Source organism: Agrobacterium sp. H141, assembly GCF_057158725.1.
Window position 1 is genome coordinate 656,621 of the sequence record NZ_CM169893.1, and the last position, 16,383, is coordinate 673,003.

Consider the following 16,383-nt stretch of genomic DNA (forward strand, 5'->3'; position numbering starts at 1 on the left):
TCAGACCGAGGTCGCTATGCGTGGCAGTCCGTCGAGCTTAGCCGCCATCTTTGCGACCTGATCAGCAGAGACTTTTCCCTTCACCTCCAGCTCGTCGGCAATAGCCTCCACGAGTTTCAGGTGACTGCGGACAATCTGCTTCGCCCGCTCGAATTCGGTCCGGAGTACATCGTCCACCCAGACGGCGACACCAGGGTCGTAAAGTCGAAGTGTTTCAAGGTCGCGGTCGCTTTTCGCCAGGCTATGACGAAGGCGATTACCCATGCCCATGCCACTCTGTAGCATCGTGGCGATACGGGTGGCTTGGGCGAGATCAGAGTTTGGGCCTGCGCCAGCCCCGTCACTTACAGCCCCAAGGAGCACCTCCTCGGCAGCAACCCCCGCGAGCAGCACCACAATTCGATCCCTGTAGGTTCGCACGGTGCGGTATGCGACGTTGGGTACCTCGAAGTATGCCCCACCACCCGGCACCGTCTCACTGTCGTTGCGTGTATGATCGATAATCATGGCACCGTAGAACTTGCCATGATCGAGCGTGACGACTGCAACGGTGTGGCCCGCCTCATGAACCGCGAGCGCTCGCCGCAACTCGCCTGTGATCGCCACCATTTCTGGCAATGATCTCGAAATGTCAGCCATGGTGACATCCCGTTTGGCCCGTCGGGCAATACGCTTTGCATCTCGGGCCACCTTGGCGAGATCAGCTCCGGAAAACCCGTTGGTGGCTGCCATCAACTTTGGATGATGCTTTCTCGGCAGAGGCTGTCCGAGTTGTTGCTGAAGGATGGCGATCCTGTCTGACGCAGTCGGGAGGGGAATAGCAACATGTCTGTTCAATCGCCCGGGCCGCAAAATGGCAGGATCGACACGACCGAGAGCGTTGGTTGCGCCGATCACGACCACGCCTTCACGCCCGTCGAGCCCGTCCAACAGCTCCAAAAAGCCATTCACCACCTGAGTGCTGTAGTCTTTGTTATCGGCCGAGAAGGAATTGCGGTCGCCGAAGCTGTCCATCTCGTCACAGAATAGAATGCAAGGCGCACTTTCCTTCGCTTTCTCGAAGTCAGCTCTCATAGCCTTCAGCAGGTCGCCAAGGTGACCTCTTGACTGCCACCTCGCCAAGGAGGTCGCAATGATGGGCACATTGCACTGCCGGGCCAAGGCGGCGGCAAACTGCGTCTTCCCAACCCCTGGCGGTCCCGACAGAACGATTCCGGTATCGACTTCCGACCAATCGATCTTGCCTCGCTGCCAGTCGATCAAGTCCTGGGCAAGCTCCATTCCCCAAACCTTGGCTTGGCTATAGCCGAACATGTCCTGCAACGGCGGCAAGCTTTCGCTCTTGGCACTCGACGCTTTGGCATCGAGGACAGATGCCTCGGCCAGACGCGCCAACGCGTTCCCGATTGGACGACCTCGCCGCAATGCCGCCCAAACATGCAGTAGCGGATAAGACATCGCCGCTTCCGCTTCAGTGGGACTGACGTCGATCTGATAGGCAATCCGGCATCCGATCCGAAAGTCCATTGTCGAGATCGGTGGGATGTCGACTTCGACGTCAACTTTCAAGGAGACTTGAACAGGAAGTTCGGCACCCTGTTCCCTGAAAATGAGTAGGCGGCGCTTTCGGCTGAAGTCCCCGTCCATCCTCTTGAGGATGGTCCGTGGCTTATCGGCAGCGGCGACCATCATGTAGGCCATGTCATCTCGATCCGAAGAAAATCGAAGCAAGAGATTTTCGGCACATACGTCGTAGTCCTCGCCAGATCGGTCTGACGGAACATTCAGCAGGACCACGCAGTCAGCGCCTCTGATGAAATCAGGAGCCTTCCTGAGTGCCCGTTTAAGCGTACAGTACAACGCTGCGTCTTGTGGCGTTTTCAGTGAATACTTTGTTTTAGGCACAGTTACCCTCCTCGCGGCCTGAGCCACGACTTCGAACATGAAATGTTGTGGTGATGGGTCTAGCCGCGATAGCGGCGGACAACGGTCTCTGGCCCGATCAGCGCGGTGTCGAGATCGATCTCGACCAAACGCGCGACGACCATATTTGCCAGGCCACGTATCGGCTTGGTTTCCTGGAATACGGTGAGGCTTTCAGCCAGGGTCAGGGAAAATTGCTCATCCAGGACGGACAGCAATCTTACCCTATCCCCCAAGCTGACTTCACCGCCCGAGCATTGAAGCAGGTCTTTGCAATTCTTGAGACGGATCGGATCGATGTCTCCACGCGACATGGTCCGGTATGTGAACCCTTCGCGGATGATTGCCTCGGCAACCCACTGGGGCGGGCGACGCTGCCCAACGGCATCGATCAACAGGACATCAGACTGACGTTCGACGACGAAATCGGGAGAATAGGTATCAAACCCCTGGCGCAGCTGTAGAGATCGGCAGTTCCAGCTCGAAATCTCGTCTTCGAATTCCAATAAGCACGCCACATCACGCGCCAGTTGGTCCCTGGCGATGAAACGGCCTACGCAACGGTTGAATTTGGGCTGAGAGAGAATGGTTTGCGACGTACGGAACGTCTTGCCAGACGGCAACGACTGAATACTCATCTACACAACTCGAATATACACGCAATTGACGACAGCCTCTCGCGAGGCGGTGGGTCAGCAGGATATTCGTATGATGTGTAGGGTCGCGTTCTTCATGGCGAGAACGAATAGGGAACAATATCGAGCTTGTCAACGGTCTATTTGCTTTGACGAGCATAAAGGACCTGACGACGGTGAAGCTCCAGCGTCGTTCATATCTGTTGGCGTTTCGGAGAAGGGCTAGGGTTTCCTCAACCAAGTCTCCCGTTAGATGGCATACCTCCGAACATGAGACAACGCGTTAACTATTTATCGTGCAATGGCGTCAGGTTATTGTGAGGAGGTTTGAGGTGACATTTTACGGTATCGGCTCATACAACGCGGGCGGCGTCCATCATGTTGGCCTGCTGCCGGTTTTTCGGACATCGACTTAGGCTTGTCTGCATGTTCCACCATTTGCATAGCCGCGCGAAGATGGGTGCCGACACCACCCGTGAATTTCAGTAACCGATCACGGAAATCCCGAACAGCGTTCGAATACTTCTCGTCTTTTTGGTTCAGTAGTAACCGCTGTTTCACTCCCACATTGCTCGCTGCCGCCTGATCTGTGATCGAGGTTTCCATGGATGAAGAACGGGAGTTTCTCCATGGAGACCTCATTGGAGTTTCTCACAACCAGCAAGCCGGGACGTGAGGCTCACCGACATTGGCCGGACGAGATCAAGGCAAAGATCGTTTCGGAAAGCTTGAGGCCTGGCACGACTGTCAACGAAGTTGCGCAGCGCTATGGATTGCGAGCCAACAGCCTTTCCACCTGGCGGACGATGGCGCGGCAGGGCAAACTGATCCTGCCAGCACCGGAGGATGCGGTAGAGTTCGCGGCCATGGTTGTCGAGCCGCCGTCGCCTGAGCCGCTGACGGTCAAGGCCGCCACGCGCGCCGAGATTATCGTCGGTCCGGTGACGATCCGTCTTGAGGAAGGTGCGTCTGCTGCCAGGATCGCTGCCATCGCTCGCGCCCTGGCGGCAGCGACATGATCTTTCCGTCGAACCGCGTCAGGATAATGGTGGCGACGAAACCCGTAGACTTCCGCAAGGGGCATGACGGATTGGCGGCGCTGGTGAAGAGCGAACTGCACAAGGACCCGTTCACCGGAACCGTCTTCGTGTTTCGGTCACGCAAGGCGGATCGGTTGAAGCTGATCTACTGGGATGGCTCTGGGATCGTCATGGCCTACAAGAGGCTGGAAGAGCACAGCTTCACCTGGCCGGGCATCAAGGATGGCTTGATGACATTGACCCACGCCCAGTTCGAAGCCCTGTTCGCGGGCCTCGATTGGCGGCGGGTTCATAGCGTCCAGACGAGAACACCGCAGGTCATCGAATAGCTGCGGCACGATGACTCAGCACGACAAATATGAGGGCAAATCGGCTCACGATTTGGTAGCTTCTGGCCATGCTGGACGCCGCCGATCTTCCCAATGATGTTGCTGCTCTGAAGGCGATGCTGATCGCAGCGCAGGCACGCGAGGCGGCCAAGGACGTCGCGATAGCGAGCAAGGACGAGCATATCGCCCGCAAGGATGAGCGGATAGAGCGGCTTGAGAAGCTGGTTGCCGCATTCAAGCAGGCAGCCTTCGGGCGCAAGTCCGAGAAGACCGATCCTGACCAATTCGACCTGGCGCTGGAAGACCTGGAGACGGCTATGGCCGTGATCCATGCTGAGGATGAGGCGAACCTTCCTGCTGGACACAGGATTGCCAAGGCACGCGCTATCAATCGCGGCTCCCTTCCAACGCATCTTCCGCGTGTCGAAGAGGTGATCGAGCCGGAAAGCCTGATATGCGCCTGCGGTGGATGCCTGCATTGCATTGGCGAGGATGTCTCTGAACGGCTGGATGTCGTCCCGGCGCAGTTCCGCGTCATTGCCACCCGCCGCCCCAAATATGCGTGCCGTGCCTGCACCGACGGTGTCGTTCAGGCCCCGGCTCCGGCACGCCTGATCCAAGCAGGGCTGCCGACGGAAGCGACCGTCGCCCATGTGCTGGTTTCCAAATATGCCGATCATCTGCCGCTTTACCGGCAGGCCCAGATCATGAGCCGCCAGGGCATTGACCTCGACCGATCCACGCTGGCCGACTGGGTCGGTCGGGCAGCCTATGAACTGCGCCCCGTCTTCGATGCACTGATTGCCGACCTCAAGCGCTCGTCCAAGCTCTTCATGGACGAGACCCGTGCACCGGTTCTCGATCCCGGCTCGCGCAAAACCAAGACCGGATACTTCTGGGCACTAGCGCGGGATGATCGACCGTGGAGCGGCGGTGCTCCGCCAGGTGTCGCCTTCACCTACGCGCCCGGTCGCGGAGGCATTCATGCCGAGCGGATACTGCAGGGCTTCTCCGGCATCCTGCAAGTCGATGGCTATGCCGGATACAACAGGCTGATCGGACCAGACCGCATCGGCCCGGACATTCGGCTTGCCTATTGCTGGGCACACGCCCGTCGCAAGCTGGTGGAGATCACCCGCAACGGCGCAGCACCGATTGCCGAGGATGGCGTCAAGCGGATCGGCGAACTTTACCGCATCGAAGCCGAACTTCGGGGCCTTGATCCAGAGGCTCGCCTTGCAGGTCGGTTAGAGCGGTCAGCAACGCTCCTCGCCGACTTGGATGCCTGGATTCTCCATCACCGGGCCCGCGTCGCAACGAAGTCGCCGCTCGGCGAGGCATTGGCCTACATTACCAAATACTGGGATGGTCTGAAGCTCTTCCTGACCGACGGTCGTATCGAGATCGACAACAACAGTGTCGAGCGGGCGATCCGACCGATTGCCCTCAATCGGAAGAACGCGCTCTTTGCAGGCCATGATGCCGGAGCAGAGAACTGGGCAACCATCGCCTCGCTGATCGAGACCTGTAAACTCAATGCCGTCGACCCGTTGGCGTATCTGACCGCCACGCTCACCTCCATTGTCAACGGGCACAAGCAAGGCCGGATCGAGGAACTCTTGCCGTGGAACGCGCCAGGACGCTGACGCATAGAAGACTTGTCACGATAGCCTAAGGGTTCACAGCGCGTCGGCCAACAATGTCAGCGCGCTGGCAAGTTCCAGTCGCTGGTATGATGTCGAGCTTATCTCCGACTTTAAAACCATCCCGAGGCGTACCGATCTCAAACTGGTACTTACAAGCAATAGCCGCCCCAGTCGGAGTAGTCCTTGAGAAAGATAGCTCCGCCATCGTCACGACTGTCGTCCCACGGCGATTCACTTCTTGGTCCCAAACGGCTTCCACAGTCGCGACGGAACGCTCAAAATGCTGGAGCCGCCACAAATAAAACCCAACGATGGCCGAGCAGGCCGCTAACCCGATCAATGGGAACACGATCCTCATCACCGCGAGTTCTCGTGTCACCTTCGCATCGTATTTCCTTCTAAGCATCGCTATCCACCCTCACTGCCTGCAACTATGAAGGGATCGCGCAATCTCTGCAACGGACCAGCGGATTGGGTGGTGTGCTGGAAACACCGGTTACGTTCAGTATGCTGTTTTCGCTGCTGAGCTGGTTAATACGGCTCCGAAGGGCGTTTTCGAGTTCGCGTTCTGCGGTCATATCCTCAACTGTTGCCACGATCTCGTCGACCGACTGTCGAATGGAAACTCTAACCCATCGACCATCAGGGTGCTTTAGCACCAGTGTGCCCTGAGAATCAGGTTGACTCTTATCTTGCGATGGCGCGCTACCACCCTTGGCTCGAATACCCCGACATGAATCAAATGGAGGATGTGGCTGGCGAGTATGAAATCCACAAATTTGAGGTCAGCCTCCGGCCAGAAGCGAGGGCGTTCTTGATGGTCGAGAGGTTCTTCAAGGAAGGCATAGTCCTGCAAGATTAGAGCATTTCCAGCAGAAGTGCGGAGTAGCGCTACATCCGGTTAATCCATTTAGACCGGCCGCACTCCCGCTATACTGTCTGAGACAGAACGACGATCCCGATTTTCCAGCGCAGTCAAAGTGGTTAAGTTTAACGGGCTCAATTGCTTCCACTTGGCGCGCTTACCTGCCCCTTCACAAAGGGCCTTTCGGCGAAAAGGGTGCTGGTTTTCGTCGCGAAAGACTAGTTGTATCTGGCTAGCGAGACGCCTTTCCGGTCGGATTTTTTGGCTATTGCTGGAAAAACCACTGCAGTAGATTTTTGCGCCCAGCAACTTTAATCTCGCCAGCCATACGATCCGCCTCTTCCTTATCTTCTGTTAGGAGGACCACAAACTCTCCACCATACTCCGCCCCTTCAGGTGAATAGAACTTTAAGACGAGAGCCGAAGCACCATGGGGATGGACGATAATGTCCAGAGGATTCCTACCACTTGGGCTACTATTGCCGTCATAAGGAATAAATCGGTATAGCCTGTAGTCAATAAGCCGACTTTTCCAAGTATTCTGACGGGCCAAGCGAGGAAGCGAAGTGGTCAGTCTTTTGCGTTCAGCCCAAGTATTCTCGCCCGCGCCAGCAGGCACACCGTGCCACTTACCAATGAGTTTGTCGACTGCGGCAAGGTCCCCCTTTTTGTGATGGGTCTCGAACTGTTCTTGGGCCTCTCGCGCGGAAGCGCTGTCATCGTCCACGTAATCCCGAAATCTAGGTAACTGCCCATCGTCTCGCGAAAAAGAGCCTTGCCGACGAGCGACGATCTTATCCTTGTCATCGTCTTCATACAGGCCCACGATCTTTATCGCTAAGTATGTAGCCAGTGGGGGGCTGACTGATGATTCGGCTTTGTGGTTGACGATAAACCGCAGGCAATCTGTTTTCGGAGAAATCCCCCAAAGTATTTTATTCGATCCAACCATGCGGACGTATGTACCGGGTTGAAACCCTTCATTTCTGTTGCAGGCTGTTTTAGTTGCTATGCCGATTGCACCTGGGGCCGATGCGAAGAAGCCATCCCGCTTCTCCGCTTCTAAATCGTTCACATGCTCAGCAGAAAAACTGGACGTACAAAGCAACATGTAAGCGATAGCCGTGGCGAGCATTTTGGGTGCTTTATAGGTCACTCTAGCCTACCTCGTCTGATTGAACTTTCACGGGCAGTACGGGTATAGCGGCCGTAGCAAGTATTAGTGCGACGCCAAGATTGTTTGAATTCACCAGATTCTCAATTCTTATTGAGGATATATTTGCGGCCCAAAGGAAAAATAAAGAAACCGTTATCAATATCTGCACTATGCTGGTGACGCCTTGGAGCCGCCAAAGGTACAAAGCGCACAATGCGGCGAGAACGACGACGGAAATCCACATCGTCGACGACATCCCATTGGGCGTCGGTACTAGCGAATTGATTGCAAGATAGGCCGCTGAAACTTCAGCTGGAATATACTTTAACAGGCGTTCCGAATAGGAATCGGTACTATTAATTTCTCGCGACAAGATAAGCCCCCTTCGTTCATGCTCGTCAGAATTGCATAGATTTCAAGGCTTGTTAAGGGGGCAACGTCGCTTTCACACCATCAGACATCCCGACCGCCAAACATGGCGTGATCTACTCTTGCAGCGGCGCTTTTAGTCGTTGCTAGTGCTTTAATGAGATAGTCCAACTGCACCGAGGACACTCGCCAAAGCCTGTCTCCGCAGCCCCTAACACTCCGCCAACTAACATTTGGTAGTTCTCCGGGTAAATACCTCACAAAATCCGGATGAAATCTTTGCTGGGAAAGCTTCGATTGCCTTCGCGTGCGTTACTTCCGTCGCTACCGCCGTCTCCTCCTGTGTTTCCTTCGAGCGTGTCGAATGTTCCGGACATGACTGAAGATACGATCCCAACATGGGTCCAGTCGGTCTTCGATGCCCGCACAACGAAAAGATGACCAGGGTTCAATTTTGATTGGCGCAACAATGGTGTGGAGACCTCATCCTCACTGATGAACCGCTTGGCTTTCTTCGCGTCTGCCACCAGAGCATCTACTCCCACCTGTCGTTCAAACGGAATGGTGACCTTCAGATCGCGAGTTGCTTGTTCGATTATGAAGCTGATGAAGCCTGCGCACCATTTCTGGGCCGTGCCTTCCTTGCCGCGCATGTAGGCTCGGACCCATGGGCCGCAGTTATTCCCACCGACTTCCGTTGGTTTCTGTGCGATGTGCTGACCGGCAACAATCACGATAGCAGCCTCAAGGGACGGTATCGCCGGAATCGGTGCGAGTGCCTTGCGCAGAGGTGCCGTCAGCAGAGCCCAAAGTTCCTCATCAAGGGCATCGACGGCTTCACGGCCGTGGGCGTTGGCGAACCTACCAAGTTGCTTTGCAGTCGAGGCTCCGAAGTCGCTGTCAATGGAAGTGACGAAGCCTTGGAGGTACAGCCATTCCTGGATGCGTTTAACAGCCATCTTCTTTTTCGAGCCAACCTTGACAGGCCCCGGATATCTAAGTTCTTCCGTGAGGTGTTGGAATGGTTCACCCGACAAATCCAGCTTCAACGAAGCAACATGCTGTACTGCTGCAGCCGGATTGGAGACCAGGTTTCGCGTGACAGCCACCTTGTTCTTCGCAGTCGTCCCCTGATTTGTGACAAGAGAAACCGCCTTGATGTCGATCAAGGCTCGAAGAAGAACTGCTGCACCGATCTGTTTCGAGACCCTATCGGCTTCAAAATGGTGATCTGACGTGTATAGGCCCTTGATGTAGTGTTGCGTACCGCTCCACAGATACGGCGTGGGAATGAGCCGCATTTTATACTCGTTGCTGATCCCGTTGTACCGGTGCCAATGGTAAAGGACGCTTGTCAGTGACCAATCAGTTACCTTGTCGAGCTTCTCGTAGATAACAGAATCTTTGGCACTGTAGACCCAATCGATAGGCAGCCCCTGAATAACCGCTGGGCGACCGGCGGGGTGGTTTACAGTTCTTCCGGTGAGGGAGTCGCCGTTATGAAGGTGAGTTCCGAAATCAAGCCCACCTTCCATCATATGAACGACGCCGACAAACCACCAAGGTACCGTCGTGCCAGCTACCGCTGCGGCGTATCTTGCCTGACCGTTAACGATCTTTTTCGCAACGTTCTTGGCTATTGATTTCCAATCATCACGGATTTGCATGCTTTCCCAAAGGGACTGGTAGTTCTCGGCCCAAGCGACCGAGACCACGGGAATTTTGTCAACCGGAACTGGACTTGGTTCAACTGCCGGGGCGTCCGGACCGACATCATCAAAGTCGTTGTCCGGTAGGTTTTTGTCGCGGAACTGCTTCTCGTGAGGTTCAAAGCCACCGAATGGCCAATTTTTCACATTTTGAACGATTTCTTCCAGCCGACGAGCAAGGTCAGCCATTTTGGTTGCAAGGCCTTGGAAAACTTCATCCACAACGTCAAGTCGGGTATTATGTATCTCGACAAGCAGCTGCGTCAGTTTCCCAACGGCGGCATGATCGTTCTTGGCCTTGGCATCCTCCCTGGCATACCAGGTATCCTCTCTCAACTGATCTAGCTGTTTGATTGGGTCCAATACACCAGCCGTCATTTGCGCTCCCCTTTTATTTCATTTTCGCGGCTCTTACCTGCTCCGCCAAGACGGTGAGTTCGATTGAGACTTGCGAGAGCGTGTCAAGATTTATTTGGGAGCCGGTCCGAGCAGCGTCTGCGGCTGCTTCGAGTGCGAGGTTGGTCTTGTCGAGCAGCAAAACCCAACCAGCCAACATTTTCTGGGCCCCGATATCTGTTTTTGGGACAGGGGTATCGACCCCATTATCACCTGGTGTGCGCAGGACCTCGTACATGACACGCGTCCCGTCATCTCTGAGCGTCACCAGCATATTGCTGATCGTGGGTTGCGATTCAATGAGTTGCTTTCGGAAGGCCTCGCGGCTGGCAATTGTCGCAACCTCGGTCACGAACGGCAAGTAATCCAAATACCCCGTCATCGTGCCCGCGAACTTGGCGGTATTCGTTGTCGGAAGTTTTGCCACTGTTGCCGATGGACCGGCCAGAGCGCGAAGGGCCAGCAGCGCCGACGCCACGTTTACCGTGAGGGTTGAAATTCTACTCGATAGCGCTCTGGCATTTTCACCATTCGCAAGAGCTATCATCGCTGCGTTATAGGTCTTGATTACTATCAGGCTAGCGCGAATGGCTGCCGTTTTCGGTGGTTCAACAGTGTCGATGTAATAAGCCGCGTCTTTGGGCTCGAAATAGCCAAACTTATTCACACGAGGTTGACGCTCTGTCCAAATCGCACGTTCAGCGCCGCCTAGTGCCTGCAAGACCGTGTCGGCCTGTACGTATTGAGCGTCATAAGCTTGGCTATATTGCTGAAACTCCTGAAATCCTGCTGCGGTGCAGGAATTCAATAAGCCGGAAATCAGGACGGTTTTGGAGAACGATAATAAATATCGCGATGAATACACCGGCCTACCCCCACACCCGTTATAAAGCCCCTCAACTTTCGCGTGTTGCACGTTATAGGTGTTTTGAGCAGTCGTACAGGATAATTTTTACCCCCATACCCCGACAAACAAGCGTCTGCCGCTGCGCCCGCAATTTGCCAAGGCGTTAACATGTTTCGACTCCGTTGACTCATGAGGGGCTGGGCGACCATCAGCCTCGTTGATTGTGACCTGCAAACTCAATGCCGTCGATCCACTAGCCTATCTCACCGCCACGCCAACCGCCATCATCAACGGCCACAAGCAGAGCCGGATCGATGAGCTTTTGCCGTGGAATTTTCGGCTTCAAGTGAGATAGCCCGGCCGCAACAATGCGCTTGGACCAACCTCCCACTAAGACGAAAGACGAATTTTCAATCTTACGGCGTCGGATTAGGTGGCAGGCAAGGGACATTTGCGCCATTGCGAGATCGAAACCTGAAGGCTTTTTCAACCCGGTGGATTTCAATCCTTGGCGCTTTGTCTTTCTCCAGGATTACGACGCCAGCGCCATCGTCACTCCCTGAGCACGCTCTTCGAAAGGCCTTCATCACAGGGCCATAGATAAACTGGTAGCGACCAAGGTCGATGCAATTTGGTTCGCCCGTAGTCGTCAGGTTTCCATTGGCATCACACTTTTCTGTATAGGAGAAGTTGCTTGCCGCCGCTGATAGTCGGCCGAGAGCGGCGCTTGAACTGTAGGTTTCCCAAAAGAAGAACAGGATGAGAGCGACACATCCAAAGAGGACGCCGAGTCTGAAAAGACCACGAGCTAGGCTAGGGTTGGTGTCGTCATCCTGCAATTTGATGCTCCTCTCCCGCCGCTGCAAATGACCGCAATCGGCACGTAACTGCTTTGCTATGTTGGCTGTAGATGCTCAACACCGATCAAGCATTTGCTGTCCACGTGGGAGTGAAACGCCGCTTACGGTAGACCTCCTATTGTAGGCTCTCTTTAATGGACATCACAATTGGGCAATGATCACTCGGGTCGGCTCTTCCGAATGTCAGTAGCTGCGTTCCGAATGGATTCGACGAGCCATCGCATTTCGTGAGCACGCTCCCAGGATCGCCGAACGAATAGAAGGCATCCATCTCGATTTGGTCGGCGTCAGCTGCCACACTATCGCGAAGTCCAGAGACAACGAAGAAGTCTATGGCTCCAAATTCAGTCGGAGTGTAAATTCGGGGCTGCAGCCCACCTTGATAGGCGTTTGGATTGTTGATCAGCGCTTGCTGTTTCAAAGCAGCGAAATCGAACAAATAACCTTCCCAGCATGCACGCTTATGCATTTCTGGCAACAACTGAGCTTTCGCGCCGAGCCGAGCCACGAGGTTGGGGGCTTTAAACAGAAGGCGATTGAAGTCCCCGGCCAAAATAACCGCGTCACCTTTTGGCCTGTCGGCGATCCAGTGTTCGAGAATGTTGAACTGGGTCGCATTCACCGCGCAATCATCCTTCAAATCGTCATTGTTCGTCGTCCCCTCTTTGCAGGCCGATTTGAGGTGGATCGATGGTATCCAAATTTTCTGATCACCGAATTCGACAACAGCGACAGGGCTCCCGCGAACGTGACGTGGCGGCGTGCAGCACTCGTCATCGTGGAGTATCGAAAGCTTATCCAATTGTTGGATTGTCACTTTGTCCTTGATCGACTTCCGCACAGCGATGGCCGTGTAGATGTCGTCATTGTCAAACCGGCATCGCTGGTCATTCTCCATACACCGTGTCTCGAAATAGACATCGTAGTCCGGGCCAACCGCTCGTTCGGCACCGGGAATACTGCCGATCTCTTGCAAGGCGATGATGTCAGCATCCAACGAACTGATTACCGAATTGATGTGTGCGTAGACCTCCGCGCTTCTTGCATGGCCTCGCAGGGCCTGTTCTGGTTGCGACGCCAAGTTCGCGATATTCCAGGAGGCGACCCGTAGGTTCTCAGCTGATGCGGGCATGATGTGAAGCAATGCGATAGCGACAGCGGCGGCCAGGTTCTTCATAATTGTCCCCTCTGAGTGACGGCCTAGATTGATTGCATTCTGGATGCAATGATTACATAAAGTAGCAATTATTCAATTGCCGGAGGCGCGCTTGAAAAGCTTCGTTCATCTCGTTGTCGTCACTGTGGTCGCTATGGTGATGAGCCAGATCGGCATCGCCAATGCTTCGGTCTTCGAAATGCAGATGTTCGGGCATCATGTCGTCGTTCTGCAACGAGATTTTGAACAAGTCCTATCAATCGACGGCCGTGAAGTGCTGAAGAATGCGATACTCCACATTGAGGATATCCACCTTATTTCGGGAACGCCCGCGATTGTCGGATCATCTTCGGCAGGTGGAAATGCCTGTGACGCCGCCCCCTTTGTCGTGTCGTTCCCACGGGATGCAAACCCTAGGGTCGATGGCCCGATTGAGAGTTGCCGCCCGGTAAAAATGGATGTTCTGGCCGATCAGCTTACCTTCTCGACGACAGCACTGCCGAACTCGCCGGGTGAAACATGGACATGGAAGCCTGCAAGAGGTTTAACGAAATCGGGAGACCAGGATTTCGTTGCCGACACATCAAAAGGTTGGCCCGAGCTTCGGGAGAAGACCGTTTCTCATCCTGGCGAGCTTTTGTCATTCGGTGAGGTCGCAGCACAGATCAACGACCTCCTGGGCGCAGAGAAAGACGACTATTCCGATATCATCCTGGGTGTCGGGTCTGGTTCATTTGATGGCGACTACTTCGTCGGCTCAGCTTGTACCCGTCATCTGTGTCATGAAGAGGAGGCACTGCTGGTCGCCTCGATCCAGGACAAGCAGGTGTTCTTGGCCTGGAAGCCATTGGGTGAAAAGATTGTGGTCCGCCCGCCCGTAAAGCAGTGGCCTAACAGGGCGAAGGCTGCGCTACGGGAGTGGGCGGCAAAATGGAAATAAGTCGCGAGAGATTGGATGCCACTACGCTGTATCGACGAAAACGGAGCGGACATATTTGCCTTCGATCTCAGCCCGGATGAATGGAAAACACTTATGTCCCGAAACACGGGCGGCCATCTTCTGAAAATGCCGTGCTGCGAGGCTGGCGTGACCCTTCGAAGGTCACGGCGAGGCACCCAACACTTTGTGCACAAGGTCATAGGGAGTTGCACGTCTGCACCCGAGACAGAGAACCATCTTCGCATGAAGCAAATTGCTGTCGAGGTGGCGCGGCGGCACGGGTGGACAGTTGGAACAGAAGTTAGGGGACGCACTCCCGATGGAGAGGAATGGATTGCCGATGTGCTGGCGCGAAAAAACAATGCAGCGGTCGCAATCGAAATCCAATGGTCACCGCAAACGCCCGAAGAAACCTCGCGAAGACAAGAGCGCTATAGACAGTCGGGAGTGCGTTGTCTTTGGTTATTCCGGCACAAAGGCTTTCCGGTCGCTGAAGCGCTTCCCGCTATCCAAGTGACTGCCCAGGCTGATGGTTACTCCACGAGTCTCTCTGAAAACCAAATGCCGTTGCATGTCTTTCTCGATGCGGCTTTTGATGGCCGGTTCCGGTTTGGCCTGCCTACCAATGGCAGAGCGGTTGTCCGGATACGAGCAGGTGAGATCGACTGCTGGAGGCGTGAGTGTGGGGCGACGACCAAAATCGTAACTGGCATCGACGTCGTGTTCGGTTCGCAGACGTATTCATGGAGAGTGAGCGATCTTGACGACGCATCGGACATACTTAGCTCTATAATCGAACACTTGCCCGCAGACCCGCGACTTGGGAAGTTAAAGAAGCGGTACAGCAAAACACTCCAGCAGGAATATTTGAGCAATGGCTGCTATCGCTGCGACAGCCTGATCGGGCAGCACTTTGAATTCGGGGTTTGGTACAGCGACGAAGTTGTGAGTTCCTTCCCAGTCATCATTGGCGGAGATTGGAAGAAGATGATCGAACAACAGTACGAGCCCGACTGGGCCGTTTACGCTGCCAGCGAGATTTCGGAATGAGCGAAATGCCGGGTCTCGCCTCGACGCGATTCCTCTCATCTTTGCACACCCCACCAGCCAACCTTATTGGAGACCGCTTTGCTGAAGGCTTCATCGAATTCTGCGATGTTGTTTTTCGAAGATTCGCTGACCGAGGAGGAACTGCAAGCATCCGCGATGTGCATCAACGCCATGAAGGTCTTGCGGTATTCGGAGCAGCATGAAGGCATTCAAATCACCAAACTCGGCAACTTTTACCGGAAGTGTGTGGAGTGGGCTGCTGAAGCGTTTCAGTGGCCCGGGTATGAACCGAAAGAGCTTTATGCTGTAAACAAAGTTCTGAACGAGCCGGATTTTCCACCCCTCTTTCTGATCCACGAAATTCTGCTGAACACTAGGCTGATCCGACATTACAAGGGGAAAGCAAAGCTGACCAAGGCGGGAACCGCTATGATCGGGCGCTATGGCGATCTTCAGGTGATCCTGACAGAATATATGCTGCGTTCTCCAATAGGCGACGATCCTCAGGCGGACGCGCTGTTTTGGAACCTCGAACATTTCATGCGCGTCATTGGTGATCAGCTCAGCGACTGGACCACCGTCGCGGACTTTTCGGAACTGATCGTTCCAGTAGACCTGTTTCCTTCACGCGGAAGCATCAGCGGTCGCTTCGAAGCCTGCCTTTTCGCGGCGCACGAGATTGTGCGACCGATGAATTGGCTTGGGCTCGTAGATGATGGGCACCTCAAGCAAAAGCCCCACATCCGGCTCGAAGAGCGCTTGATCCGGAAAACGCCTCTGTTCGACCGGTTCGTCCGGTTGATCGTGCCCACGGTCGTTGGAGGACAACACCTACATTAAGTTTGCGTGCTTAGCAGGCCTCGCCCCCGTGTGTCATGCAGCTGTTGCTTGAAAGCACATGCATCTGCTCGAAAATTGAACAAAGTGGCGCGTCGCACATTATCCGTTGCGAACGACGAAGCAGCCCGGTCGCGGCATTGTTTTTTGGCTGCTTGGGCCCATCTCCTAGGTATCTAAGCGGAGAAACCGATGACACAAAGACCATCTGTTGCCGAGATTGTCGCATGAGTGGCACTGCGGAATCCGCCAAGTGGTGTTGACGCACGTGGATTATGTGGTAGAACGCGCGCGAAATCGCACTAACCTCCGCAAATTTAACGTTGTATCAAGCTCACGCGACGTTTAACTATGATTCAGTTCGATGCACAGGGGGCGCATCGCTTGATTTGATAGGATTGAATGATGGCAGAAGCATTGAAAGTAGGGAAAGAGCTTCCCTCGCTCAAGGCGCTTTTGGAGCGGCGTGGTATTAAAGCAGACACGAAGTATAACGATTATCAGAGCTATATTGACCAAAAATCAAAGGATTTACCGGCCGAGAAGATTTCAAACGGTCGAGTAGTAGCAAGCGGCAGCATGCACGTGGCGCTTGGGCGCTTGATTTCTACTAAAGATTTTTGAT

At 54.6% G+C, this 16,383-nt stretch carries 15 protein-coding genes and 1 pseudogene; 8 read left to right on the forward strand and 8 right to left on the reverse strand.

Annotation, left to right across the window (positions count from 1 at the left end):
• The 3 genes from ACWPM9_RS02900 to ACWPM9_RS02910 all read right to left on the reverse strand — a co-directional run bounded on the left by ACWPM9_RS02900 (position 1) and on the right by ACWPM9_RS02910 (position 3,164).
• Positions 1-1,944, reverse strand: a complete 1,944-nt coding sequence (locus tag ACWPM9_RS02900; RefSeq protein ID WP_484756676.1) for an AAA family ATPase — start codon at positions 1,942-1,944, stop codon at positions 1-3.
• Positions 1,945-1,964: 20 nt separating this feature from the next.
• Entirely contained in the window at positions 1,965-2,561 is a 597-nt protein-coding gene (locus tag ACWPM9_RS02905) for a hypothetical protein (RefSeq protein ID WP_484756677.1), read from the reverse strand.
• A gap of 309 nt (positions 2,562-2,870) precedes the next feature.
• Entirely contained in the window at positions 2,871-3,164 is a 294-nt protein-coding gene (locus tag ACWPM9_RS02910) for a hypothetical protein (RefSeq protein ID WP_484756678.1), read from the reverse strand.
• 23 nt (positions 3,165-3,187) lie between these two features.
• Between ACWPM9_RS02910 and tnpA the strand changes: the two genes are divergently transcribed.
• The 3 genes from tnpA (at position 3,188) to tnpC (ending at position 5,573) form a co-directional block, all read left to right on the forward strand.
• Entirely contained in the window at positions 3,188-3,577 is a 390-nt protein-coding gene (gene tnpA, locus ACWPM9_RS02915) for an IS66-like element accessory protein TnpA (RefSeq protein WP_484756679.1), read from the forward strand.
• Positions 3,574-3,927, forward strand: coding sequence for an IS66 family insertion sequence element accessory protein TnpB (gene tnpB, locus ACWPM9_RS02920; protein WP_484756680.1), 354 nt, complete (start codon positions 3,574-3,576; stop codon positions 3,925-3,927). The genes tnpA and tnpB overlap by 4 nt, the downstream gene beginning before the upstream one ends.
• A 68-nt stretch (positions 3,928-3,995) precedes the next feature.
• Positions 3,996-5,573, forward strand: a complete 1,578-nt coding sequence (gene tnpC, locus ACWPM9_RS02925; RefSeq protein WP_484756681.1) for an IS66 family transposase — start codon at positions 3,996-3,998, stop codon at positions 5,571-5,573.
• A 1,130-nt stretch (positions 5,574-6,703) separates the two neighbouring features.
• Here the strand turns inward: tnpC and ACWPM9_RS02930 are convergent.
• The 3 genes from ACWPM9_RS02930 to ACWPM9_RS02940 all read right to left on the reverse strand — a co-directional run bounded on the left by ACWPM9_RS02930 (position 6,704) and on the right by ACWPM9_RS02940 (position 10,933).
• Positions 6,704-7,594: a hypothetical protein gene (locus tag ACWPM9_RS02930; RefSeq protein WP_484756682.1), complete on the reverse strand. Its 891-nt coding sequence runs from the start codon at positions 7,592-7,594 to the stop codon at positions 6,704-6,706.
• Between the two features lie 626 nt (positions 7,595-8,220).
• Complete coding sequence (locus tag ACWPM9_RS02935; RefSeq protein WP_484756683.1) at positions 8,221-10,050, reverse strand: hypothetical protein; 1,830 nt, start codon at positions 10,048-10,050, stop codon at positions 8,221-8,223.
• A gap of 13 nt (positions 10,051-10,063) precedes the next feature.
• Positions 10,064-10,933: a hypothetical protein gene (locus ACWPM9_RS02940; RefSeq protein WP_484756684.1), complete on the reverse strand. Its 870-nt coding sequence runs from the start codon at positions 10,931-10,933 to the stop codon at positions 10,064-10,066.
• 193 nt (positions 10,934-11,126) lie between these two features.
• On the opposite strand from ACWPM9_RS02940, the pseudogene ACWPM9_RS02945 reads away from it, so the two are divergent.
• A pseudogene (locus ACWPM9_RS02945) lies at positions 11,127-11,270 on the forward strand (transposase domain-containing protein); the annotation flags it as partial.
• Between the two features lie 61 nt (positions 11,271-11,331).
• On the opposite strand, the gene ACWPM9_RS02950 reads toward ACWPM9_RS02945, so the two are convergent.
• Together ACWPM9_RS02950 and ACWPM9_RS02955 are read right to left on the reverse strand one after the other, a co-directional pair.
• Complete coding sequence (locus tag ACWPM9_RS02950; protein WP_484756685.1) at positions 11,332-11,754, reverse strand: hypothetical protein; 423 nt, start codon at positions 11,752-11,754, stop codon at positions 11,332-11,334.
• Between the two features lie 136 nt (positions 11,755-11,890).
• Positions 11,891-12,952: an endonuclease/exonuclease/phosphatase family protein gene (locus tag ACWPM9_RS02955; protein ID WP_484756686.1), complete on the reverse strand. Its 1,062-nt coding sequence runs from the start codon at positions 12,950-12,952 to the stop codon at positions 11,891-11,893.
• Positions 12,953-13,043: 91 nt separating this feature from the next.
• Here ACWPM9_RS02955 and ACWPM9_RS02960 point away from each other — a divergent pair, with 91 nt between their 5' ends.
• The 4 genes from ACWPM9_RS02960 to ACWPM9_RS02975 all read left to right on the forward strand — a co-directional run bounded on the left by ACWPM9_RS02960 (position 13,044) and on the right by ACWPM9_RS02975 (position 16,382).
• Positions 13,044-13,871, forward strand: coding sequence for a hypothetical protein (locus tag ACWPM9_RS02960; protein ID WP_484756687.1), 828 nt, complete (start codon positions 13,044-13,046; stop codon positions 13,869-13,871).
• 126 nt (positions 13,872-13,997) lie between these two features.
• Positions 13,998-14,921, forward strand: coding sequence for a competence protein CoiA (locus ACWPM9_RS02965; RefSeq protein ID WP_484757579.1), 924 nt, complete (start codon positions 13,998-14,000; stop codon positions 14,919-14,921).
• A 105-nt stretch (positions 14,922-15,026) separates the two neighbouring features.
• Positions 15,027-15,761, forward strand: coding sequence for a hypothetical protein (locus ACWPM9_RS02970; RefSeq protein ID WP_484756688.1), 735 nt, complete (start codon positions 15,027-15,029; stop codon positions 15,759-15,761).
• A gap of 399 nt (positions 15,762-16,160) precedes the next feature.
• A complete protein-coding gene (locus ACWPM9_RS02975) occupies positions 16,161-16,382 on the forward strand; it encodes a hypothetical protein (RefSeq protein ID WP_484756689.1) in 222 nt (73 codons plus the stop codon).
• Position 16,383 lies beyond the last annotated feature (1 nt).